This is a genomic window from Porphyrobacter sp. THAI-01a (genome assembly GCF_056868655.1).
Map to the genome: position 1 here is coordinate 2,406,230 of NZ_CP180579.1, position 23,867 is coordinate 2,430,096.

15 protein-coding genes are annotated in these 23,867 nt (G+C 68.4%); 8 read left to right on the plus strand and 7 right to left on the minus strand.

Going from position 1 to position 23,867, the window contains the following annotated elements:
- Positions 1–5: 5 nt before the first annotated feature.
- Positions 6–488: a MarR family winged helix-turn-helix transcriptional regulator gene (locus tag ACMX37_RS11695; protein ID WP_483146093.1), complete on the minus strand. Its 483-nt coding sequence runs from the start codon at positions 486–488 to the stop codon at positions 6–8.
- Positions 481–1,353, minus strand: a complete 873-nt coding sequence (locus ACMX37_RS11700) for a crotonase/enoyl-CoA hydratase family protein (RefSeq protein ID WP_483146094.1) — start codon at positions 1,351–1,353, stop codon at positions 481–483. Before ACMX37_RS11700 ends, ACMX37_RS11695 begins: the two co-directional genes overlap by 8 nt.
- Before the next feature lie 197 nt (positions 1,354–1,550).
- Between ACMX37_RS11700 and ACMX37_RS11705 the strand changes: the two genes are divergently transcribed.
- Positions 1,551–1,832 carry a hypothetical protein gene (locus tag ACMX37_RS11705; protein ID WP_483146095.1) on the plus strand — a complete coding sequence of 94 codons (282 nt, stop codon included), beginning with the start codon at positions 1,551–1,553 and terminating at the stop codon, positions 1,830–1,832.
- Positions 1,833–1,935: 103 nt separating this feature from the next.
- On the opposite strand, the gene ACMX37_RS11710 is transcribed toward ACMX37_RS11705, so the two are convergent.
- Entirely contained in the window at positions 1,936–2,721 is a 786-nt protein-coding gene (locus ACMX37_RS11710; RefSeq protein ID WP_483146096.1) for an SDR family NAD(P)-dependent oxidoreductase, read from the minus strand.
- Between the two features lie 26 nt (positions 2,722–2,747).
- Positions 2,748–3,920 carry an acetyl-CoA C-acetyltransferase gene (locus tag ACMX37_RS11715; protein WP_483146097.1) on the minus strand — a complete coding sequence of 391 codons (1,173 nt, stop codon included), beginning with the start codon at positions 3,918–3,920 and terminating at the stop codon, positions 2,748–2,750.
- A gap of 343 nt (positions 3,921–4,263) precedes the next feature.
- Between ACMX37_RS11715 and ACMX37_RS11720 the strand changes: the two genes are divergently transcribed.
- The 6 genes from ACMX37_RS11720 (at position 4,264) to ACMX37_RS11745 (ending at position 13,910) form a co-directional block, all read left to right on the plus strand.
- Complete coding sequence (locus ACMX37_RS11720; RefSeq protein WP_483146098.1) at positions 4,264–7,380, plus strand: TonB-dependent receptor domain-containing protein; 3,117 nt, start codon at positions 4,264–4,266, stop codon at positions 7,378–7,380.
- A gap of 71 nt (positions 7,381–7,451) precedes the next feature.
- Positions 7,452–8,969 carry a putative 2OG-Fe(II) oxygenase gene (locus ACMX37_RS11725; RefSeq protein WP_483146099.1) on the plus strand — a complete coding sequence of 506 codons (1,518 nt, stop codon included), beginning with the start codon at positions 7,452–7,454 and terminating at the stop codon, positions 8,967–8,969.
- A gap of 5 nt (positions 8,970–8,974) precedes the next feature.
- Entirely contained in the window at positions 8,975–10,849 is a 1,875-nt protein-coding gene (locus ACMX37_RS11730; RefSeq protein WP_483146100.1) for a tetratricopeptide repeat-containing sulfotransferase family protein, read from the plus strand.
- Positions 10,850–10,940: 91 nt separating this feature from the next.
- Positions 10,941–11,477, plus strand: coding sequence for a hypothetical protein (locus ACMX37_RS11735; protein WP_483146101.1), 537 nt, complete (start codon positions 10,941–10,943; stop codon positions 11,475–11,477).
- A 1-nt stretch (position 11,478) separates the two neighbouring features.
- The gene (locus ACMX37_RS11740) at positions 11,479–12,225 is read left to right on the plus strand and encodes a 2OG-Fe(II) oxygenase (protein ID WP_483146102.1); all 747 of its coding nucleotides are present in this window, start codon (positions 11,479–11,481) and stop codon (positions 12,223–12,225) included.
- A complete protein-coding gene (locus ACMX37_RS11745) occupies positions 12,207–13,910 on the plus strand; it encodes a tetratricopeptide repeat protein (RefSeq protein WP_483146103.1) in 1,704 nt (567 codons plus the stop codon). Before ACMX37_RS11740 ends, ACMX37_RS11745 begins: the two co-directional genes overlap by 19 nt.
- A 132-nt stretch (positions 13,911–14,042) precedes the next feature.
- On the opposite strand, the gene ACMX37_RS11750 is transcribed toward ACMX37_RS11745, so the two are convergent.
- Positions 14,043–17,018 carry a TonB-dependent receptor domain-containing protein gene (locus tag ACMX37_RS11750; RefSeq protein WP_483146104.1) on the minus strand — a complete coding sequence of 992 codons (2,976 nt, stop codon included), beginning with the start codon at positions 17,016–17,018 and terminating at the stop codon, positions 14,043–14,045.
- Between the two features lie 251 nt (positions 17,019–17,269).
- Between ACMX37_RS11750 and ACMX37_RS11755 the strand changes: the two genes are divergently transcribed.
- Positions 17,270–17,848: a hypothetical protein gene (locus tag ACMX37_RS11755; protein WP_483146105.1), complete on the plus strand. Its 579-nt coding sequence runs from the start codon at positions 17,270–17,272 to the stop codon at positions 17,846–17,848.
- Positions 17,849–17,917: 69 nt separating this feature from the next.
- Here the strand turns inward: ACMX37_RS11755 and ACMX37_RS11760 are convergent, their stop codons facing one another.
- Both ACMX37_RS11760 and ACMX37_RS11765 read right to left on the minus strand, forming a co-directional pair.
- Positions 17,918–19,906, minus strand: a complete 1,989-nt coding sequence (locus ACMX37_RS11760; protein WP_483146106.1) for an alpha/beta hydrolase family protein — start codon at positions 19,904–19,906, stop codon at positions 17,918–17,920.
- A 148-nt stretch (positions 19,907–20,054) separates the two neighbouring features.
- Positions 20,055–23,555, minus strand: a complete 3,501-nt coding sequence (locus ACMX37_RS11765) for a TonB-dependent receptor domain-containing protein (RefSeq protein ID WP_483146107.1) — start codon at positions 23,553–23,555, stop codon at positions 20,055–20,057.
- Between the last annotated feature and the right edge of the window lie 312 nt (positions 23,556–23,867).

Genomic DNA, 23,867 nt, shown 5'->3' on the forward strand with positions numbered 1-23,867 from the left:
CGGGGCTAGCGCGGTTCGGCCAGCCGCATCGCGCGCTCGCGCAGATCGGCGAGCAGGCGGCGCAGCAGCGCCTCGTCCGCAGGCGACAACCCCTCCAGCAGATCGGCCTCGGTCGCCCGCGCGAGCGGCATCACCTCGGCATGGATCGCGGTGCCCTCGTCGGTCAGCGCCAGCAGGTGCGAGCGGCCGTCGACCGGGTTCGGCACCCGCGCGATCAGGCCGCGGTCCTCCAGCACCTTCACCGCCCGGTTGACCGCGACCTTGTCCATCACCGTCGCCGCGGTCAGGGCGCGCTGGGTCATCGGCCCGCCGCTGGCGCCGCTGTCGCCCAGCACCGCGATCACCCGCCACTCGGGGATCTTGAGACCGAACCGCTTGCGGTAGCGTTCGGCGATGAGCGCGCTCACCGCGTTGGACGTGACCGAGAGCTGGTAGGGCAGGAAGCCCGCCAGCTCCCCCGCCCCGCCCCGCCTTGCGCCCTCACTCATAGGCGCGGTCGCCCCACCAGGGGTAGAAATCGGGCATGTCGGCGCTGACCTTGCCCGGATACATGGGCCTGCGCTTCTCGAGGAAGCTGGCGATCCCCTCCTTGGCATCGGCACCCCGGCTGAGGCGGTAGATCGCGCGGCTGTCGATCTTGTGCGCCTCCATCGGGTGATCGGTGGCGGCGAGGCGCCACATCATCGCCCGGGTCATGGCGACCGAGATGGCCGAGGTGTTGTCGGCGATCTCGCGGGCGAGCGATTGGGCGGCGTGCAGCAGGTCCTCGGGCGCGTGGACGGAACGTACGAGCCCGCCCGCCTTCGCTTCCTCGGCATCGAAGATGCGGCCCGTGTAGCACCATTCGAGCGCCTGCTGGATGCCGACGATGCGCGGCAGGAACCAGCTCGAGGCGGCCTCGGGCACGATCCCGCGCCGCGCGAAGACGAAGCCGTAGCGCGCGGTGGCGCTGGCGAGCCGAATGTCCATCGCCAGCTGCATCGTCGCGCCCACGCCCACCGCGACCCCGTTGCAGGCGCTGATGAGCGGCTTGGTGCTCTCGAACAGCCGCAGCGTCAGCAGCCCCCCGCCATCGCGCACCTTTGGATCGGAGAGATCGCTGACCTCGGTCGGATCGGAAAAGACATGCCCGCCCCCTTCCGGCGTCAGGTCCGCGCCCGCGCAGAAGGCCCGCTCGCCGCTGCCGGTGAAGATCACCGCGCGCACGCTGTCGTCCGCATCGATATCGTCCATCGCCGCCATGATCTCCTGCCCCATAGTGCGGGTATAGGCGTTCATCTTGTCGGGGCGATTGAGGGTGATGGTGGCGATGCCGTCGGCCTTGGTGACGATGATCTGGGTGTACTGGGTCATGCGGGTGCCCCCTTGTCTGCTTGCGCGGTGCGCCTGAGTTGGACCCGACAGAAACACTGTCCGCATCGCAAAGACAAGTCCGGCCAGAGCCCTCGTTTTTGGCAGTGCCCTGTCGGCCCGGAGGGCATCACGGAGGCTTATGGCCGCCGCACTTGTCTGCTACTTCCCCCCGACCGCGTGATCGAACGGGCAAGGCCATGAAGCTTCACGAACACATCCTCTTCTGGCTCGACAGCCAGATCCGCATGGGTGAAGGCGGCTTGTTCTGGAACATCAGGACGCTGGGGGGCCTGCCGTTCATCCCCTGCATTCTGGTGGCTGCGCTGTGGTTCGACACGCCGGCAGGACGCACGGCGGCGATCGTCGCGGGGCTTGCCCTTTGCATTCCGTGGAACGCGCTGATTGTCCATCGCTACAGGAAGAAGAAGGAAAGCTGGGTCGAGCCGACCAGGTTCTCGGACCGGAACGGAGGATTCTGACCCGACAGGTCGGAGACGGCTCCCCAAGGCATCTTCGACCGGCAACAAAAAAGCCGCCCGCACCTGCGTGTGCGAGCGGCTTTTCTGCAAATGACCGAGCGACTTAGCGCGGCGCCATACGAATGGCGCCGTCGAGGCGCACGTCCTCGCCGTTGAAATAGCCGGTCTCGATCATGGTCATGGCGAGCTTGGCGTATTCCACCGGCATGCCGAGGCGCTTGGGGAACGGCACCGAAGCCGCCAGCGCGTCGCGCACGTTCTGCGGCGCGGCGGCGAGCAGCGGGGTGTCGAAGATGCCCGGCAGGATGGTGTTGACGCGGATGCCCTCGTTCATGAGGTCGCGCGCGATCGGGAGGGTCATGCCGATGACGCCCGCCTTCGAGGCCGAGTAGGCCGCCTGGCCGATCTGGCCGTCTTCACCGGCAACCGACGCGGTGTTGACGATCGCGCCGCGCTCGCCGAACTCGTCGATCGGATCGAGGGTCATCATGCCGGCCGCCGACTTGGCGATGCAGCGGAAGGTGCCGATGAGGTTCACCTGGATCACGAAGTCGAAGGCCGAAATCGGGAAGTGCTTGATCGAGCCGTCTTCCTTGCTGCGGCTGGCGGTCTTGATCGCGTTGCCGATCCCGGCGCAGTTGACGAGGATGCGCTCCTGCCCGTGGGCCGCGCGGGCCTTGGCAAAGCCGGCGTCGACGTCCTCGTCCTTGGTCACGTTGACCAGACAGAACACGCCGCCGATCTCGGCCGCGAGGGCTTCGCCCTTTTCGGCGTTCATGTCGAAGATCGCGACCTTGGCGCCCTTGGCGGCCAGCGCGCGGGCGGTCGCCGCGCCGAGGCCCGAGGCACCGCCGGTGACGACGGCGGGGGTGTTGGCTGAAACTTCCATTGGTCTTCCTCTCGGATTGGGGGTGATCAGAGCGCCTCGACGATGGTCACGTTGGCGACGCCGCCGCCTTCGCACATCGTCTGGAGGCCGTACTTCTTGCCGTGGCGGCGCAGCGCGTGGACCAGCGTCGCCATCAGCTTGGTGCCGCTCGCGCCGAGCGGGTGGCCAAGCGCGATCGCGCCGCCATGCACGTTGAGCTTTTCAGGATCGGCGCCGGTGTGCTTGAGCCAGGCGAGCGGCACGGAAGCGAAGGCCTCGTTGACCTCGTAGAGATCGATGTCCGCCATCGTCAGGCCGGCGCGCTGGAGCGCCTTGTCGGTGGCGAACAGCGGCTCTTCGAGCATGATCACCGGATCGCCCGCGGTGACGGTGAGGTTGTGGATGCGCGCCAGCGGGGTCAGACCGTGGGCCTTCAATGCCGCTTCCGATACCACCAGCACCGCCGAGGAACCGTCGCAGATCTGGCTCGCCGAGGCCGCGGTCAGCGCACCATCGGGGCTGATCAGCTTCACCCCGGCGATGCCTTCCAGCGTCGCATCGAAGCGGATGCCTTCATCGACGGTGTGCATCTGGGTGCCCTCGGGAGTCTCGATCTCCACCGGCACGATCTCGCGCTCGAAGGCCCCTGCCTGCGTCGCGGCAACCGCCTTCTGGTGGCTGGAGAGCGCGAAGCGGTCGAGATCCTCCTTCGAGAAACCGTGCTTCTTCACGATCATCTCGGCGCCCATGAACTGGCTGAACTGGATGCCGGGGAACTTGGCCTGAAGCTCGGGCGACATGTAGTGGCCGAGGCCCTCCTTCATGTGCAGCGTGGCGTTGGAGCCCATCGGCACGCGAGTCATGCTCTCGACGCCGCTGGCGATGACCACGTCCTGCACGCCGCTCATCACGGCTTGGGCCGCGAACTGGATCGCCTGCTGGCTCGATCCGCACTGGCGGTCGATGGTGACGGCCGGGGTCGACTGCGGGAGCAGCTTCGAGGCCAGCACGCCCATGCGCCCGACCTGCATTGCCTGTTCGCCCGCCTGGGTGACGCAGCCGGTCACCACGTCGTCGATCGCGGCAGGATCGATGCCGGACCGCTCGACGACCGCATCCAGCGACCTGGCCAGCAGATCGACCGGGTGAACCCCGGCCAGACGCCCGCCGCGACGGCCACCGGCCGTGCGGACGGCCTCGACGATGTAAGCTGTGCTCATAAGCTCTCCTCTGTCCTCGGCCCCGGCGAAAGGGGCCCGCGCATGCGCGATCAGTTGCGCATCGCCACTCGCCTGCCGCCCCGCCTATTGAAGGCCCGAGGCCAAATCAAGCGATCAAAAATGCCACCGGTTCGTCGTGCGGCGGGCACGGCTTACCTGCAAACTGTTGCAGATAAGGAACAGGACATCTGCAAAATATTGCATGTTCGTGACGTTGAAATTGCGCCGGCCCCATGCATCGCCCATCGAGCAGCGTGGAGGGGGTCGTCTGGCGGGATTTCGTCAGACGCCCTTGACGTTTGAAGTGTCAATCGACGGTCAAACCCAAAGGAGGACGACCACAATGAAGAAGCACACGCTTCTCAAGGCCGGTGCGGCAACTGCCGTCATCGCGCTCACCCTCGGCGCCCCGGCCCATGCGCAGGATGCCGATGTCACCACTGACGCCGCCGCCGGCGAGGAGCCCGTCCAGGCGATCGTCGTCACCGGCACGCGTCTGCGCTCGCCCAACCTCGAATCCGCGAGCCCGGTCACCGTCGTGACCGCCGAGGAGTTCTCGCTCACCGGCACGACCCGCACCGAAGACCTCATCAACTCGCTCCCGCAGGTCTTCGCCGCCCAGGGCGGCAGCGTCTCGAACGGCGCCACCGGCACCGCGACTCTGAACCTGCGCGGCCTCGGCTCCGAGCGCACCCTGGTGCTGGTCAACGGCCGTCGCCTGATGCCGGGCACGCCGAGCACCTCGGCCGCCGACATCAACGCCATTCCGGCCGCGCTGATCGAGCGCGTCGACGTGCTGACCGGCGGTGCCTCGTCGGTGTACGGCGCCGACGCGGTCGCGGGCGTTGTCAACTTCGTGCTCGATACCGACTTCGAAGGCTTCAAGATCAACGCCAACTACGGCGTCTACAACCACAACAACCGCTCGGGCAACGACATCCGCGGCGCGCTCGACGCGCGCGGCTTCGGCTATCCGTCGGGCATGGTCACCGATGGCGGCACCTTCGACGGCACCATCGCCTTCGGCAGCAGCTTCGATGACGGCCGCGGCCGCGTCACCGCCTATGCCGGCTACCGCAAGATCGATCCGGTGCTCCAGGCCCGGCGCGACTATTCGGCCTGCGCCCTCTCGGCCAACTCGGCGGCTTCGGTCGCGGCCGGCGGACGCAAGTACAACTGCGGCGGCTCGGCCACTTCGGCCACCGGCACCGTGTTCTACTTCGACGATTTCGACGACCTGACCGATGCCGACGGCAACGGCGTCGCGGATTCGCTGACCTCGACGATCGGCCAGTTCGGCCCCAACCGCACGCTGCTGGGCGGCTTCACGCCGTTCAACTTCGGCCCGCTGAACTACTTCCAGCGTCCCGACGAGCGTTACACCGCGGGCGTCTTTGCCGATTACGAGATCTCGAGCGCGATCAAGCCTTACATGGAGTTCATGTTCATGGACGACCGCACGGTCGCCCAGATCGCTCCCTCGGGCAACTTCGGCAACACCCTGTCGATCAACTGCGACAACCCGCTGCTCGGCGCCGGCCAGCGTGCCCAGATCTGCGACGGCGAGAACCTGCTCGTCAGCCCGCTGCCGGGTGACGCCTTCTTCGTCGTCGGCAACGTCGCGGCGGAGAACCAGGCGCGCATCGACCGCGGCCTCGGCGAGCCCCTGCTGCCGACCACGCCGTTCAACTTCGTCAACCCGCTGACCGGCACCACCTACAACCGTGCTTTCGCGCAGATCCTGCGCCGCAACGTCGAAGGCGGCGGGCGTCAGGACGACCTGCAGCACGTCAGCTACCGCGCCGTGCTCGGCGTGAGGGGCGACCTGTCGCCGGCATGGTCCTACGATGCCTTCTACCAGTACGGTCGCAACAACTACTCCCAGACCTACCTCAACGACTTCTCGGTCACGCGCCTCGGCCGTGCGCTCGATGTCGTGACCGGTCCGAACGGGACGCCGGTATGCCGTTCGACACTCGACGGTTCGGACGCGAACTGCGTGCCCTGGGACATCTTCTCGCCGGGCACCGTCGCCCCGAGCCAGGCCTCGGTCCAGTACCTCGCCACTCCGGGCTTCTCGCGCGGGGTCGTGAGCCAGCAGGTCGCCAACGCATTCGTGTCGGGCACGCTGGGCGAATACGGCATCAAGAGCCCCTGGTCCGACCAGGGCGTCGACGTCGTGTTCGGGACGGAATACCGCAAGGAAAAGCTCGAGTTCAACTCGGACACCGCCTTCAGCACGGGTGACCTTGCGGGCCAGGGCGCGCCGACGCTCCCGGTTTCGGGCAGCTTCGACGTGACGGAATTCTTCACCGAAGTCCGTATCCCGATTGCGCAGGACAGCTGGGTCTACGACTTCACCGTCACCGGCGGCTACCGCTATTCGGACTACAGCACCGGCACCAACACCGACACCTACAAGATCGAAGGCGAATTCGCCCCGATCCGCGACATCCGCATCCGCGGCGGCTACAACCGCGCTGTCCGGGCGCCGACCATCCAGGACCTGTTCGCTCCGAACCGGGTCGCGCTGGACGGTTCGACCGACCCGTGCGCGGGCTTCGTGATCACCGCTGCCGACGCCGGTTGCCGGGCCCAGGGCCTTGCCGTCGGGCAGTTCGTCGCCCCCAACCCGGCCGAACAGTACAACGGCTTCGTGGGCGGCAACATCAACCTGCAGCCGGAAGTGGCCGACACCTACACCGCCGGTGTGGTGCTGACCCCGACCTTCCTGCCGGGCTTCAACCTGTCGGTCGACTACTTCAACATCGAAGTGAACGGCGCCATCCAGGGCATCGGTGCGGACCTCATCGTCCAGCAGTGCACCGACACCGCGGATCCGTTCTTCTGCGGCCTGGTCAACCGCGACGCCTCGGGTTCGCTGTGGCGTTCGCCGGGCGGCTTCGTGGTCAACCTGCCGCAGAACATCGGCTCGCTCAACACCTCGGGCGTCGACATCAACGGCTCCTACCGCACGGAAATCGGCAATGCCGGCATCCTGACGTTCAACTTCGTCGGCACCTGGCTGGACGAGCTGAACTCGAACCCGGGCGTCCCGGGCGCGGCGGACGTGGAGTGCGTGGGTCTCTACGGCAACCTGTGCGGCACGCCGAACCCCGAATGGCGTCACAACGCCCGTCTGGGCTTCAACTTCCGCAACGGTCTCGGCGCCTCGGTTCGCTGGCGCTACTTCGACGGGGTTGACTTCGACGGCCTGACGCCGACCACCCAGCCGGGGATCGCGGGCTTCAGTGCGGTCAGCTACTTCGACCTCGCGCTGACCTTCGATGCGGGGGACAACTTCAACTTCGTCCTCGGCGCGAACAACGTCTTCGACAAGGCGCCGCAGGTCACCGGCTCGCAGGCCTGCCCTGCCGGCCCGTGCAACGGCAACGTCTTCGCGCAGGTGTACGACGCCCTCGGGCGCTACCTCTTCGCGGGCGTGACGCTTGATTTCTAAGCGTCCGCTTCGATAGACCACGAATGGCGGGCCGCGAGGCCCGCCATTTTCGTTTGAGGATCTCCCCCAGCGTGAACCACGAGGAAGCCCTCGCCCGGATCGCCCGCTTCCCCCTCGCCGATCCGGCGGCGGCGCTGGGGCAGGGCCTCGCGCTGATCAACGCCGATTATCCCGAACTCCTCCTCCCCCACGCCCGCCGCTGTGCCGAGGCCCATCCGGCAAGCGCCCGGGCGCACCAGCTGCTCGGCCTTGCCGCGCGGGCCTGCGGCGACAGCCTGATCGCGCACGAGGCCTTCGCCGCTGCCGCCCGGATGGCCCCGCGCGATGCGCTGATCGCCCATTCCCACGCCCGCACCGCGCTCGAGGCGGGCCTGCCCGCCGCCGCCCTGTTCGCAACCGCCGCCACCCTCGCCCCGCAGGACGGCGGGGTGATCCTCGGCCATGCGGCCGCGCTGCTGCACGAGCGCCGCGCCGCCGAGGGCATCGCCCTGCTCGATGCCGCGCTGGCCGCGAACCCGCTGTGGGTCGAGGGCCACCGCAGCCGCGCCGCCATCGCCGGGCAGATGGGCGCGGACCCGCTGGCGAGCGTCGCCGCCGCCTTTGCCGGGCATCCCCGCTCCGACGCACTCCACCACTGCGCCATCGCGATCGCCCTGCAGGCCCGCGACCTCGCACGCGCCGCCGCCGCCGTCGAAGCCGCCCGCGCGGCGCTCGGGAGCCCGGGCTGGCTCAGCCTGCTCGCCGCGCATATCGCCTCGGAGGCCAGCGCGATTGCCGAGGCCGATGCCCACTTCGCCGCCGCAGGCCCGCCCGCAGACGCCAACGCCGCGTGGATGCACGCCCGCCACCTGATCCGCGCCGCCCGCCCCGAGGCCGCCGCCGCCCTGCTCGAACCGCGCCTCGCCGCGCCCGATGCGGGGCCGCTATGGCCCTATGTCTCGCTCGCCTGGCGGATGACCGGCGACGCGCGCGCAGCCTGGCTCGAGGGCGATCCGCGCCTCGTCGGGGTCTACGACATCGGCCTATCCCCGGCAGAGCTCGCCGCCCTCGCCGATCACCTGCGCGCACTCCACGTGACGCGGGACGCCCCGCTCGACCAGTCGGTGCGCGGCGGCACCCAGACCGACGGCAACCTGCTGCTGCGCGTCGAACCGGCGATCCGCGACCTCAAGGCGCGGCTGCTGGCGATCGTCGAACGCCATGTCGCGCAGCTTCCGGCACCGCAGGCGGGCCACCCCACCCTCCCCGCCGCCCGCGCCCCGCTGCGCATCGCCGGTTCCTGGTCGGTCCGGCTCACCGACGCGGGCTTCCACAAGGATCACGTCCACCCGCAGGGCTGGTTCAGCTCGGCGCTCTACGTCGCGCTGCCCGAAACACTCGGGAGCGGCCGCACCGGCGACCACGCCGGCTGGCTCGCCCTCGGCGAGGAGCGCGATCTCGTCCCCGGCCTGACGCCGCGCCGGCTGGTCGAACCCAAGCCGGGGCGGCTCGTTCTGTTCCCTTCGACCATGTGGCACGGAACCCGCCCCTTCCCGCAGGGCGAGCGGCTGACGGTCGCCTTCGACATCGCCCGGCCCCGACAGGATTGAACCCCATGCCCCCTCACCCCGCCCCGCCCCCCGCCGCGCTTGCCGAAGCGATCCGCCTGCGCCAGGCGGGCGATGCCGCAGGGGCGCTGGCCCTGGCCGAGGCCCATGCCGCCCCCGACGAGGCAGGCGCGCCCTTCCTCGCCATCGCCGGGCTGGCGGCGCTGGAACTGGGCGAGGGCCTGCGCGCGCTCGCCCACCTGGAGCCGCTCGCGCGCCTGCGCCCGAATGACCGGGGCGTGCGCGCCGACCTCGCCAAGGCGCTCCTCGCCGCGGGCCGGGCCGACGAGGCCCTGCGCCTCGCGGAAGGCGCGCCGGAGCCCGACCTTGCCCGGATCGAGGCGTGGATCCGCACCGAGCGCGGGCAGCACCGCGAGGCGGTGGCGGCCTATGCCCGCGTCCTCACCGCCGAGCCGGGGGACGCTGCAAGCTGGAACAATCTCGGCAACATCCACGCCGCCGCGGGCCGGTTCGACCCCGCCATCGCGGCGCTCGAACAGGCCATCACCCATCAGCCCGATGCGGTCGCGATCTACCTCAACCTTGCCGACGTGCTGCGCCGGGCCGACCGCGGCGCGGCCCGCCTCAAGGTCGCGCGCGATGCCGCCGCTCTCGCGCCCACCGACCGTGCCGTGCAGACCGAACTGGCGATGGCGCTCGCCCACAACGAGCTGCTCGACGAGGCGATCGCCGTGCTCGAGGCGGCGGTCGCGCGCTGGCCAGACTTCGGCGAAAGCCATCTCGAACTGGGGCGGCTCTACGAGGCGACCAACCGCACCGCCGATCTCGCCGCCTTCCTCGCGGGCCTCGATCCGGCCGCCTGCCCGCCCGAGGTCGCCTTCCTCCACGCCTGGCTCGCCCAGCGCGAGGGCCGCTTTGAAGATGCCGCGCGCCATGCCGAGGCGATCCCGCCGACCATCCACCCGGTCCGCCGCGAGGCGCTGATCGGCAACATCGCCGAGCGGCTCGGCGATGCCCCGCGCGCCTTTGCCGCCTTCGCCGCGATGAACGCCGCCGCCATCGCCGAGGCCCCGCCCCAGCGCGGGCCGAGCTTCCGTGCCGCGCTGGAAGCCGAGAGCGCCCGCTGGACCCCGGCCTGGGCCGCCGCCTGGGCCCCGCCCCTCGCCCCCGATCCGGCGCGGCGCGATCCGGTGTTCCTGGTGGGCTTCCCGCGTTCGGGCACGACCCTGCTAGACACCATGCTCATGGGCCTGCCCGAGCTCTGCGTGCTCGAGGAACAGCCGATGGTGACCGAGGTGGTGCGGCTGCTCGGGAGCGAGGATCTCGCCACCCTCACCGGTCCGCAATGCGCCGATTTGCGCGAGGCCTATTTCGCCAGCGCCCGCGCCCACGGCTGGGACGGCGCGCGCTGGCTGGTCGACAAGCACCCGCTCAACATGGCACGCGTGCCGCTGATCCACCGCCTTTTCCCAAAGGCGCGCTTCATCCTCGCCGAACGCCACCCGGCCGATGTCGTGCTGAGCTGCTTCATGGCCAACTTCACGCTCAACCACGCGATGCGCAGCTTCACCGATCTGGAGGAGGCCGCGCGCACCTATGACGCGGTCTTCACCGCGTGGCACAGGGCGCTGGCGCTGCTGCCCGTCGAGACCCGCGCGGTGCGCTACGAACGGCTGGTGGAGAATCCGCGCGCCGAACTGCAGCCGCTGGTCGAATGGCTCGGCCTTGCCTGGAACGACCGGCTGCTCGCCCACGAGGAGACCGCGCGCACCCGCAGCCGCGTGCGCACGGCGAGCTATGCCCAGATCGGCGAGCGGCTCTACACCCGCGCGCGCGGGCGCTGGGAGCGTTATGCCGAACAACTCGAACCCGTGATGCCGCTCCTTGCCCCGTGGATCGCGCGGATGGGCTATGACGGGTGAGCGCCGCAGGATTTGCCAGCATCGCCGCACCGGCGTAACGGTGGCGGCAAGGACGGGGCCTCGCGGCCCCATGCGAGGGAACATGACGAGGATGATCGCCTTCCGAGCCGCAGGTGCCGCCTTCCTGGCGCTCGCCGCCGCTCCGCTCGCCGCGCAGGATGCCAAGGGCGAGAGCAGCTACGTCACGGCGCTGCGCGACTGTCAGGCCAAGGCCGATCCGGCCGAGCGCCTCGCCTGCTACGACACCGCCGTTGCCGCGATGGTCGCTGCCAGCACCGAGGGCGAGGTGCGCGTCGTCGACCGCGAGGCGGTGCGCCAGACGCGCCGCAAGCTGTTCGGCTTCGCGCTCCCCGATCTCGGCATCTTCGGCGGCAAGACCGACAAGGAGGACCCGGCACAGGCCGAGGAATTCGCGACGCTCGAAACCACGATCGCAGGCGTGCGGCCGATCAAGGGCAGCTACGTCATCACCACGGCGGAAGGCGCGGAATGGCAGCTCGACGAGGTGCCCTCGCGGCTGATGTCGCCCAAGGTCGGCCAGTCGCTCGAAATCAAGAGCGGCGCGCTCAGCAGCTATTTCCTGCGCATCGACGGGCAGAAGGGCGTCAAGGGCAGGAGGGTGCGCTGAGATGTCGGAAGGCGACCTGAAGACCCTGTTCGCGATCGACCCGGCGCTCGACGTGCCCGCGCTCGCCGCCCGTTTCGCGGCGACGGGGCGGGTGCAGATCCGCAATGTCCTGACGCCCGAGAGCGCGCGCGAACTCCAGATGGTGCTCGCGCGCGGCACGCCGTGGGGCATGGCGGTGGGTGCGGGGGCGGAGAAGCCGGTCAGCATCAGCGCCGCCGAAAGCCGCACGCGGAAGGGCCAGCAGGACTTGCAGCAGGCCTCGCGCAATGCCGAACAGCACTCGGCCCGCGGCGAATACGGCTTCCGTTTCGCCCATTACCCGATCCTCGAGGCGCTCCAGCAAGGCCGTGACCCGGGCGGGCCTCACGAGGTGCTGATCGAGCATCTCAACGCCCCCGCCTTCCTCGATCTGGCCCGCGCCGTGACGGGCATTCCGGGGCTGTTCAAGGCCGATGCCCAGGCCACGCTGTTCGCCCCGAACCACTACCTCGGCCGCCACATCGACAGCCACGTGGCAGAAGGCTGGGAGGTCGCCTATGTCCTCAATCTCGCGCGCGAGGACTGGCATCCCGACTGGGGCGGCTATCTGCTGTTCCTCGACGAGGAGGGCGACGTGATCGAGGGCTTCCGTCCGCGCTTCAACGCCCTGAACCTGTTCCGCGTGCCGCAGCCGCACAGCGTCAGCTATGTCCCGCCCTTCGCGCCGATCGGGCGGATGGCGGTCACGGGATGGCTGCGCAGCCGATGAACCTTCCCGCGAGCGCGCAAGGGGTGGCGCAGGCGGCGAGCCAGCTGGCGGCAGCCGGGCGCGACGGCGAGGCGGAGGCGCTCTACGCCCGCGGGCTGGCGGCCTTTCCCGATGACGCGCGGCTCGCCAACAGCGCGGGCAATTTCCACTTCCGGGCCGGAAGGCTCGACCGCGCGCTGGCGCTGTTCGAGCGCGCGCTGGCGCTGGCGCCCGATCTGGTCGAGGCGGCGGTGAATGCGGCGATCACGCTCGGCCGGATGGAGCAGCCGGCGCGCGCCGCAGCGCTGCTCGCGCCGCTGGAACGCGCGGGTGCGGGGAATGCGGGCTATTGGCGGATCCGGGCCGACAGCGAGCGGCAGGCCGGGCGCCATGCCGCGGCGAGCGCCAGCATGGCGCGCGCGGTCGCGCTCGATCCCGAGGGGCCGCAGACTGCCCGCAGCCGCGCCCGCCTCGCGCTCGAACGCGGCGCGCCCGATGCCGTGCCCCTGATCGAGGCGGCGCTGATGCGCAATCGCGGCGATCCGCACCTGCTGTTCGACTACGCCCAGGCGCTCGCGGTCGCGGGGCGGATGGGCGAGGCGCTGGAATGCACCACCACCCTCGTCACCCACCTGCCGGGCTGGACCGAGGCCCTGAAGCTCCACGCCGAGCTGCGCTGGGCGGCGGGCGAACGCGGCGAATTCTCCGCCCATTTCGAGCAGGCGCTCGCTGCCCCGGGCGCGGGTCCTGCCGTGTGGCGCGCCTGGAGCGAGACGCTCGACGGGGTCGATCGCCATGCCGAGAGCGCCGCCGTCCTCGCCCGGGCGCGAGCGGCCTTTCCGGCGGACACGGGCCTAGCCCTCGCCCATGCGGTCGCGCTCGGCGAGGCAGGCGAGGCGGAGGCGGCACAGGCGGTGCTCGATGCCTTCGCGGGCGAGAACGACGCGGACTGGGCTGTCGCGCGCGGGCGCAACCGGCTCCGGCTGGGCGATGCGCAGGGGGCTGCCGGGGCGCTCGAACAGGCGCTCGCCCTGCGTCCCGAGGATGTCGCGGCCTGGGCGCTGATCGACTGCGCCTGGCGGCTTTCGGGCGATGCGCGGCACGCCTGGCTCCATGGGCAGCCGGGCCTTGTGCGCCAGCTCGCCCTGCCGCTGAGCGCGGCGGAGCGGGCGGAGATCACCGCCCTTCTGACCCGCCTGCACGCCCATTCCGCCATGCCGATCGGGCAATCGGTCAAGCAGGGCAGCCAGACCAAGGGCGCGCTGTTCGCCCGGGCCGAGCCGGAGCTGGCGCGGCTGGAGACGGCGCTGCGGGCGGCGATGGAGGAATACCGCTCGGGGCTTCCGTCCCCCGACCCCGCGCACCCGCTGCTGCGGCGGCGGGATGATCCCTGGGGCATCGTCGGCAGCTGGTCGATCCGGCTCGAGGGGCAAGGCCACCACGCCGCCCATATCCACCCGCGCGGGCTGCTCTCCTCGGCGAGCTACTGGCTCGTCCCCGAGGAGATCGACGGCCCCGGCCAGCCCGGCTGGCTCGAACTCGGCAATCCGCCCCCGGGGCTGGCCGAAGGGCTCGGCAGCCTGCACGCGGTGCGGCCCGAGGCGGGGACGCTGGTGCTGTTTCCGAGCACGCTGTTCCACGGCACACGCCCGATCACTGAGGGCACGCGGATGACTGTCGCCTTCGACGTCACGGCAAGGGTCTGACCGCCGCGAACGCGCAAACGACCGGCGCACGACCCGCCGACGACCCGCCGACGACTGCACAACCACGGCACAAAGAAAAAGGGCGGCGGACCCGATGGTCCGCCGCCCCTTTCGTTCGCTTTCCGATCAGGATCAGAAGCGGAAGTTCACACCCATGAAGAAGTCGCGGCCGAGCACGTCGAAGAAGCTCGGCAGGGTGTTGGCCTGCTCGGCAGCGGCGCCCAGAACCGGGGGCTGCTTGTCGAACAGGTTGTTGACGCCCGCGTTGATCGTCATGCGCTCGTCGATGTCGAACCCGACAGCGAGGTCGATGTAGTTCCACGCACCGATCGAGCGCAGCGGCAGAGCGTTGTTCTCGATCCGGGTGTTCCCGCTGAAGGTGTTGTTCACGCGGAAATCCTGCGTCGGAGCTTCATAGCGCCAGCGCACCGAGAACAGGGCCGGGCCCTGGGTGTAAGTCACGCGGACGTTATGACGGTAGTCGGGCAGACCATAGGTGCCCTCGACGATGTTCTCGCGCAGCGGCAGCAGGGCCACCGGGGTGTTGCGGAACTTGTCGAGCCAGGTGCCGAGGTAGAAGAGCCCGAGCTCGCCGTTGAACAGCGGGAGGCTGTAATCGACCTGGATGTCGATGCCCGCCGTTTCGAGCTTGCCGACGTTGTCCTGCACCAGCGACGGGTTCTGGCCGCCCGAGTTCAGACCCAGTGCACCCGTACCCGGGTTGCGCTTGCCGACGAAGGCCGAGCACGCCGCATCGTTGAGGTTCTGCACCGTGTTGAAGCAGAGCGACAGAGCCGAAGCCAGACCGCCCAGACGGGTGTTGATCGTGTCTTCAACGGTGATGTTGAAGTAGTCGACCGTGATGTTCAGGCGCGGCACGAAGCTCGGCTGGAGCACCACACCGATGGTGTAGGTGTCCGAGGTTTCCTCGCCCACGTTGGGGTTGCCGCCGAAGTCCGCCTGGATCTGCGCGTTGGGCTGGACGCCCGCACCGAACACGGCGCCGGCCGGCACGCCCGAGGCGATGCAGAAGGCCCGCAGCGCATCGGTGCGCTCGGCCACCGGACCGCGGTTCGAGCAGGGGTCGGTAGCCGCCGGGAAGCCGGTCGAGGCACCGCCGAACAGATCCTGCACGTTCGGGGCACGCACCGCGCGCGAGTACTGGCCGCGGAAGCGGATGCCCTCGATCGGCGACAGTTCGCCACCGACGTTGTAGGTCCAGGTCCCGCCGACGCGATCGAGCGAGTAATCCGAGTAACGGAACGCGCCTTCGACGGTCATCGAGTGGATCAGACCGTCCTCGACGATCGGAACGCGGACTTCGCCGAAGACTTCCTTCACGTCGTAGCCGCCGCGGGTCGGCAGACCGGCGTTGAAGCCGAGCACGTCGCCCGAAGCGAGGAAGGTGTCCGGAATGAACTCCGAGTCCATCTTGCGGTATTCGACACCGGCCGCGAAGCCGACATCATCCGCACCGAAGCCGAGGTTGAACAGGGTCCCGCTGATCGAGCCCACCACGTTGCTCATTTCCGAGGTCGTGATGTTGGTGGCGTTGATCGACAGGTAGCGCAGCGCCGCCGGGTCGGTGAGACCAAGGCCGAACACGTTGAGCGGCACGCAGCCCGCAGCCCGCGCCGAGGCGTCGATGCAGCGGTGCTGGCCGTTGACCACTTCGGTCGTCAGCGCGTTGCGGAAACGGCTGGCCGAAATGTTGCCCTGCTGGATGTTGGTGTTGGTCGTCCGGGCGTACGAGTAATACGCGTCGAAGTTGATGTTGTCGGTGATCCCGCCGCGGATACCGCCGAGGACACGGAACGCTTCGCGGCTGGCGTTCGAGTTACGCGAGCCGATGTCGTTGAAGCGGAAGTTGACCTGGGTCTGACGGTAGAGCGGGTTGCCGAGGGTCGCGCCCGCGGTGGTGCTCACCGGGTTCTGCAGCAGCAGCGCACGGGTCTGGTCGTTGAAGAACGGGCTGTTCACGAACAGCGGAACCGAAACGCCGGCCGGAGTCGGCGCGAGTTCCTGGGCCACTTCGTTGCGCACGAAGGAGAGTTCCGAATAGGCTTCGATGCCGTCGGTGAACTCGTAGTGGCCATAGGCCCCGATCAGGTAACGCTCCTGCGGAAGCTGGAGGTAGTTGTCGGGCGCGAAGTTGTAGAGATCCTGCGGATCCTGGAACAGACGCGAACCGCCACCGGTCGGGTTGGCGATGTAGGTGCTCTGGCCACCGGTCGGACCGGCGATGAAGGTGCCGATCGGGGTGGTCGCCGAACCCTGCGGAATGAAGCCGAGCTCGCCGCCGCGGGCGAGACAGGTGCCGACAGCGATGCCGGTCGGGAACGGGGTCCCGATGTCACCACGGCCGGTGCTGCCCGGAACGATACAGCCATCGCCGCTGGCGCGCTCGGAGAACACGCGGGCGTCCTGGAAGACCGGGCTACGACGGGTGTAGTTGGCGAACATGGTCACCGCACCGCGACCGTCGTCGAACGACGAGCCGATGGCGGCGTTGAACTGGTAACGCTCGCCGTCGCCGCGGCTGGTCAGCGAGTAGCTGCCGCCGAGTTCGAGGCCTTCGATGTCACGCAGCTTGAAGTTGACGACACCGGCGACCGCGTCCGAGCCGTAAACGGCCGAGGCACCGCCGGTCACGACTTCCACGCCGCCCAGCAGGAACTGCGGGATGGTGTTGAGGTCGACGATCTGGTTGGTATCGTAGAACATCCAGCGGCGGCCGTTGACCAGCACCAGGGTGCGGGTGGCGCCGAGGTTGCGCAGGTTGAGGGTCACCGCGCCGTTGCCCGGGTTGTTCGAGAAGCCGGTCAGGCCGGGAAGAACCTGCGGCAGGGTGTTGAGCACCTGCTCGACGTTGACCGCACCGGTCAGACGGAATTCCTCGGGCGAGACGACCGCCACCGGGCTGGTCGACTGGAGGTCGGTGCGCTGGATGCGCGAACCGGTGACGAGAATGGCGGTGGATTCTTCGGTCTGTGCGCCGGTGCCCGAGACGTTGGCGGTCTCGGTATCCTGCGCATAGGCCGGAGCGGCGAACATGGCGCCTGCCATGATAGTGCCAGCGAGCAGCGATGCCTTCTGGAAGCGTTGCATTTAGGGGTCCCTCTCTGATGCGCGCGCGCCATGCGCACGAAGCTAAGGAGGCCCTCCTAGGTTAATCACATCGAGGCTCGCAATCGGCCCGTTGCGATTTGAAGACACTTGGGTCAGGCCTGTTGCAGTTCGGATACACCTCGGTTGCCGCCCTAGGGCCGCCTGTGTGACATATCTGCAATTTGCTGCAGATGTGCCGGTTGGACTGCGGCTGCGATCGCCGCTATGCAGCGCAGCAAGGGAGACATGCCATGATCCGTTCGTCCGTTCCTCGCCCCTCCGCAAGGCGCGTCCTGACCCGCAGCGCGGCCGCGGCCGGGCTGGTGCTGGTGGCCGGAGCAGCCGTGATGGCCCAGCCGGTATTCGAGGGCTCCGCGAGCCTTGTCGACGGTCTGCGCGCCTGCCGCGCCCTGCCCGGCAGCAGCGAGAGGCTCGCCTGCTACGACGACAAGGTCGGCGCGCTGCTCGGTGCGGTGGACGCGGGCGACGTGCGGCTGGTCGACCGCGAGCAGGTGCGCAAGACCCGCCGCCAGCTGTTCGGCCTCAGCCTGCCCGAGGTCGACATCCTCAAGCCCGACGCGAGGGACGAGGCGGAGAACAAGGACAGCGCCGACCTGTTCGAGACCACGATCGCCAACGGCCGCCAGGTCGGCCCCGCCACGTGGCGCTTCACCACCGTGGAAGGCGCCGTGTGGGAGATCAACAACCCGCCGCGCAAGATCGCCCCGATCAACGCGGGCGACAAGGTGGTCTTCAAGAAGGCGGCGCTCGGCTACTACTTCATCCGCATCAACGGCCAGATCGGCGTGAAGGGCCGGCGCGTCTCCTGACCTGCGCACACCACGCGAAAGGGCCCGGCCATCGCTGGCCGGGCCCTTCGTGCGCCGGGCGGAAGGGCGTTAGAGCCCGCCGGGACCGCAATCGTTGGCGAGATAGTCCAGCATCTTGGTGAAGAACTGCTGCTGGTGCTTGTACATCAGCGTGTTGTAGAAGTGGTCCGCCCCCTCGAGCGTGATGAACTGGCCGTCCTTGCCGGTCTGCTCGAAGGCCTTCTTGTAATCGGTGAAGTGGTAATAGAGCACGCGGCGGTCGACATCGCCGTGCACCATCAGCAGCGGGATGTTGACCTTGGCCACCTCGTCCACCGGGTTCATGCCGTAGGCGGTGTTGAGCCAGTACTGGTCGACCGCGCTGTCGCGGCCACGGCCCCAGACCGCCTTCAGCTTGGGCCAGTTCGACAGCGCCGCCCCGGCGATGGTGCACTGGTAGATGTTGGGCTCGCGGCTCGCCGCGATCAGCGCCGCATAGCCGCCATAGGACCACCCGAACATCGCGATCCGGTCAGGGTCGACGAGGCCCTGCTTCACCAGATGGAGCGCGCCGTCGTCCTTGTCGTCCTGCATCGCCTTGCCGTATTCGCCGAAGCCCGCGAGGAAGTGCTCGCGCCCCCAGCCGACCGTGACGCGGTATTGCGGCTGGAGCACCATGTAGCCCTGGTTGGCGAGCAGCTGGCCCCACTCGTCATAGGTGATGACCTCGTTCACCATCGGGCCGCCGTGCGGCAGCACGATCAGCGGGAACGGCCCCTTGCCCTTGGGCTTGGTGACGTAGCCCGGAATGATCCGCCCGTCGCGCGCGGGATAGCGGATGTATTCGACATCGGCGAGCGTCTCGGGGTTGAGCAGCGGGTTGCGGCTGCCGAGCTTGGCGAGCTTGCCGTCCTTGACCAGCCAGAAGGATCCGGGATCGCGCGGCCCGCGATTGGTGACGATCATGCTGCGCCCGTCGACCGAACGGCTGGAGATGCTGACCTGGTGCGCGTAGGGGATCTGCTGCTCGAGCGCCTCGTAGAGCGCCTTTTCCTCCTCGTCGAACCAGTGGCGCTCCATCTTGGCACCCGGATAGATCGCGGCGACCATCCTGTCGTTGCCGGGGATCGAATGGGTCTGGACGCCCATCACGTCGGCGTCCTTGTCCTGGAACAGCTTCTTGCCGAGCTTGCCGGTCTGGAAGTCGAACTCGAACAGCGCCGCCTTGTCCTCGCCCTCGGCCCAGTTGACGAAGTAGCCGAGGTTGGGGTTGTCGGGATCGAGACCGACGAGGCCGGGAATGTCGGTGTAGACCGTGGCGACGTTCTTCACGTCGTTGAGATCATATTCGAGGAACTGCGTCCACGAACCGTCGCCCGGCTTGCGGTAGAAGAACTGCAGCTTGTTCGAGACGGAATCGATGCTCTGGGTGAAGCGCGGATTGCCGTCGTTGTCGAAGGTCGCCTGCGGGAACTTGCCCGAACCGCGCAGCACCAGCGTGCGGGCACCGGTGTTGAGATCGAACTTGTAGTAGGAACGCGGCCGGAAGCGGGCGAAGGGATCGCTTCCGGTGCCGTCGCCCACCGCCGTGCCGGTCGACACGAGGATGTGGTCGGGTTCCTTGGGCAGGGTGTTCACGAGGCCGAAATTGCCGTCCACGCGGCTGAACTTGTTGGCTTCGAGATCGTAGAAGAAGGACTGGTAGCCGCGCACGTCCTCTTCCTGGCCCTTCACCGTCTTGCGGATCACCTGCCAGGCGCTGCCGTAGATCTTGGTCCCGCTCACCCAGGTCGCCGAGATGATCTCCATCGGGTCCGCTGCCAGCCGGCGCAGCGGCTTCGACAGATCGTCGGTGCGGTAGATCTCGAGGATGTAGTCGCCCTCGCGGCTTTCGACCTTGTGCACCAGCAGGTGCTTGCCGTCGGGCGAGATCTGCACCGCGTTGACGACATCGCGCAGCGCCCAGACCTCGATCGGGACATTGCCCTGCGCCTGCGTCGGCGCGGGGGCGGCGGTGAGGAGGCCGAGGGCGGAAGCGCCGACCAGGGCGGCGGCGAGCGAGGCTTTGAGAAGTTGCATGATCCGTGCGTTCCCGTGGGGGCGAGAGTTGAAGCGGTAACCGGGGCCGGAGCGGCAGCGTCCGGCGCGACCGGGTCAAACGAAAAATGCGGCCTCCCGGCTGGAACCGGAAGGCCGCATTCTTGTGTTCGGTCAGGTCATTCTTCGATCAGAAGCGATACAGCAGCTGGGCGAAGTATTCGCGACCGTCGAGGTTGTAGCCGGCACCCAGCGGGGTGTTGGCGATCGCGAACACTTCCGAGCTGTCCACGCGCGGCGGCGCCGTGTTGAACAGGTTGGTCACGCCCGCGATGATGCGGAAGCTGCCGTTGTCCCAGCGCACGGAAGCGGTGTGCTCGAACCACTCGTCGGCGAAGCCGATGTTGCGGCAGTAGACGCCGTCGCCCGGGACGATGCCGTTCGGCACGCCGTTGGTGCGCGAACCGCCACCGAGGCAGGTGTTGGCCACGAAACCGGTCGGCTGGCCATCCGGGCCGAAGCCGAAGGCATCCGAGAACTGGTCGACGAAGGCCGGATCCTGCGACACGTCACCGATGTAACGGGTCTGCCAGGTGAACAGGAAGTCGTCGTAGCGGATGTTGAAGGTCGCCCGGCCGATCCAGCTCGGGAAGGCGAACCGGCCCGCGAAGTTGTCGGTGATCCGGTTGCCCGCCGCATCGCGCGTCGTGGTCGAACGCTCGATCAGGTGGTTGGCGGTGAGGTTCAGCGAGAGGTCGAATTCCTCGCCGCTGATGTTCACCGGGTAGCCGAAGGTGGTGTTGATATCGATGCCGCGCACCGATTCCTGGTCGAGGTTGATGAAGCCCGACTGGACCTGGGTGATCAGGAAGCGCGCCGTCGGATCCGTGCTCGCCGTGATGCGGTCGCAGAACGGGCTGCGGCCACCTTCGAGACGACCGAAGCAGTCGGCGACGATGAACGCGCCGCTCGGCTCGATGATCGAGTCCTTCAGCTTGATGTCGTAGTAGTTGAAGTTGAAGGCGAACTCGAAGCCGCTGGCCCAGTCTTCCTCGAAGGCGAAGCCGGTCGTGATCGAGCGCGAGGTTTCGGGCTGGATGTCGAGGCTGCCGCCGCTGAAGACCTGGGTGCTGGTCGCCTGCACGGTGTTGAGGCCGAGCGGGTCGATCCCGACGCGGGTCGGATCGCGACCTTCGCGGCGGCAGTTGGCGAGGATGGCCGGGTCACGCAGGTCGTCCGCCGCGCTGTAGCCCGTGCCCGCGCGGAACGCGGCGTTGGGAACGGCACAGGGGTCGACGATGTTGCCGAAGCCCGACTGGCTGAGCAGGAAGTTCTCGCGCAGGTTCGGCGCACGGAACGAGGTGCCGTAGCTGAACTTGAGCAGCAGCGGAGCCACCGGACGCCAGCCGCCCTTGAGCGAGAAGGTGCCGTTGGTGCCGTAGAACTCTTCGTCGGTGATGCGGCCGGCGAGGTTGACGGTCAGTTCCTCGACCATCGGCTTGCCCGCCATCAGCGGCATGTCGATTTCGCCGTAGAGTTCGCGGATCCACTTCGAACCCGAGGCCCCGCCGTCGGCGAAGAAGCCCCAGAAGAGGCCGTTCGACGCCACGAAGTTGGGCTGCGAGTCGATCGAGTCCTCGCGCCATTCGCCGCCGAGCACCACGCCCACCGGGCCGGCCGGCAGTTCGAACAGGTCACCGGTAATGTACGCCGAGATGAGGATCTGCTCGTAGACGGTATTGAACGAACGCTCGCCGAACAGGTAGTCGCGCTCGGCCTGGGTGGCGAAGTCGCCGATCGGGCTGCCGCCCGGGCCGGGGTTGCCGTAGAGCGTGGGCGAGAACAGGTTCACCGGGACGCAGCCCTGGAGAACGTCTGCGGGCAGCAGGCCCGGGTTGCGCAGACCGGCCTGGTTGCAGGGCGTGCCCAGCGGACGGCCGCCGGCCGCGAGCAGCAGCGGGCTCTGGTCGAGGCTGATGTAGTCGTCGGCGATGCCGTCACCGTTGTTGTCGATGGTGTTCGGCGGGCTGCCGCCGAAGTCGGCCGACGGGTCGATACCCAGCGCGAAGGCCAGCTTGTCCTCGCGGATCCCGCGACGCACCGACTTGCCGATCGAGCGCGAGTAGACGCCCGAGGCCTCGAAGGTCCAGCTCGAGCCGATGAACGGCAGGTCGCCGCGCAGGCCGAGCACGCCGCGATACTGTTCCTGCTCCACGTCGACGTTGTTGCGGTCGCCGCGCACGAACGGGATCGGACGCACCGAGAGCGTGCCGACCGGCGCCAGCGCGTTCACGCCGGGGGTGCGGCCGAAGTTGGCCTGGCCGGGGTTGATCTGCTGGAAGTTGTTGTCGACCGCGCGGCACGAAACGCCACCCGCCGCTTGGTTGCAGGGGTTGAACGGGTTGACGCCCGGAACCCAGGGGAAGAACTGCGGGGTGCCGCTGTTCGGGGTGAAGCTCTCGAAGCGGCTGTAGCCCGCCTCGAAGAAGGGCGTCAGGTTGGCTTCGCCCGGCAGGGTGTATTCACCATAGGTGAAGACGTTGTAGGTGTCCTGCTGCGGGATGAAGGTGCGGCCCGGCTCGACCTGGCCGTAGTTGATGAAGTCGACGTCCTGGAACCCGTCGCCGTTGCGGTCGATCGGATCGAGGAAGGTGTTGGCGTTGTCCGAGAAGAACGGCACGCCGGTGTTGCCGGCGATCGGCTGGCCGTTGAGGGTCAGGCCGTACTGGCGCGGATCGAAGAAGACGTCGCCCAGACGCGTGCCGGGCGTGCCCGACAGCTGGATGCGGCCGCCGATGTTGCCGAACTTGCACTCCTGGATCTGGGTGCGGACGCGGCCGTTCGAGCGGCTGCGCGCCACGGCGTCGGTCTGCACGTCGAGGTTGCGGATATTGCCCTGCTGGTCGATTTCGAAGTGACGGTCGCAGCCCGCGAGGAACGGACGGTCGTCGAGCAGGATCTGGTCGACCCGGCGCCATTCGGCCCCGATGCCGAACACCGCACGGTCAGTGTTGAAGCCCCACGCGGCGCTGACGGTGAAGTCGTCACCCGCGCCGTATTCGTTGAGGTTGCCGTTGAGCTGCACTTCCAGACCGTCGAAGTCCTTGCGCAGGATCACGTTGACCACGCCCGCGACCGCGTCCGAACCATAGACCGACGAGGCGCCGTCGGTGAGGATGTCGTAGCGGTCGACCAGCGAGGCCGGGATCAGGTTCAGCGACGGGTTGGACGGCGCGCCTTCCACGCCCGAGGGCGAGAGGCGGCGGCCGTTGACCAGCAGCAGCGTGCGGTCGGCGCCGAGGCCGCGCAGGTTCAGCGTCTGCGAACCCGGGCCGTTGTCGAGCACGAAGCCCTGGAAGGTCGCGTCGATCTGCTGGCCCGCGGCCGCTTCCGAACGCTGCAGGATTTGCGCCGGGTCGAAGGCGCCGACAGCCTGCTGGTTTTCGGTCGAGAGCACCTGGAGCGGCGAGATCGACGAATAGGTGTCGCGCACGATGCGCGAGCCGGTGACCACGATGGCGCCCTGTTCGGTGCGGCCCTTGGCGTCGGTGCCGACCTTGACCTGCTCCTCTTCCTCTTCCTTCGGCTGGTCTTCAGCATCCTGGGCAGAGGCGGGTCCGGCGATCACGAAAGCGATGGCCGAGGCCGAGAAGGCAAGCGCCTTGATCGAATTGCTGTGAAATTTCTTCATGGTCACTCCAGTTGCCCTAACCGGAGACGCAACAGCCAACCGCACCCCGCCACCACAAGATTGCCCCCAGTGGTTGGCGCAGGCGCACAAGGTTGCCCAATTCAGTCCCCGCAGTGACCTTTTTGTGCAATGGCGAAGGTTTGATGTCAAAGCGGCCCGTCGCAGCGGCGCACTTTTCCGGGGCGTGTTGCGTTAATCCCACATTCAGGCAACGAGCGAGCCCATTCGGGCAATTTTGTTCGATTGTGACTTTCCATATCTTAAAATGTGACAAGGTTTGCACGCAACAAACCGCCGCGCTTCACGTTTGAA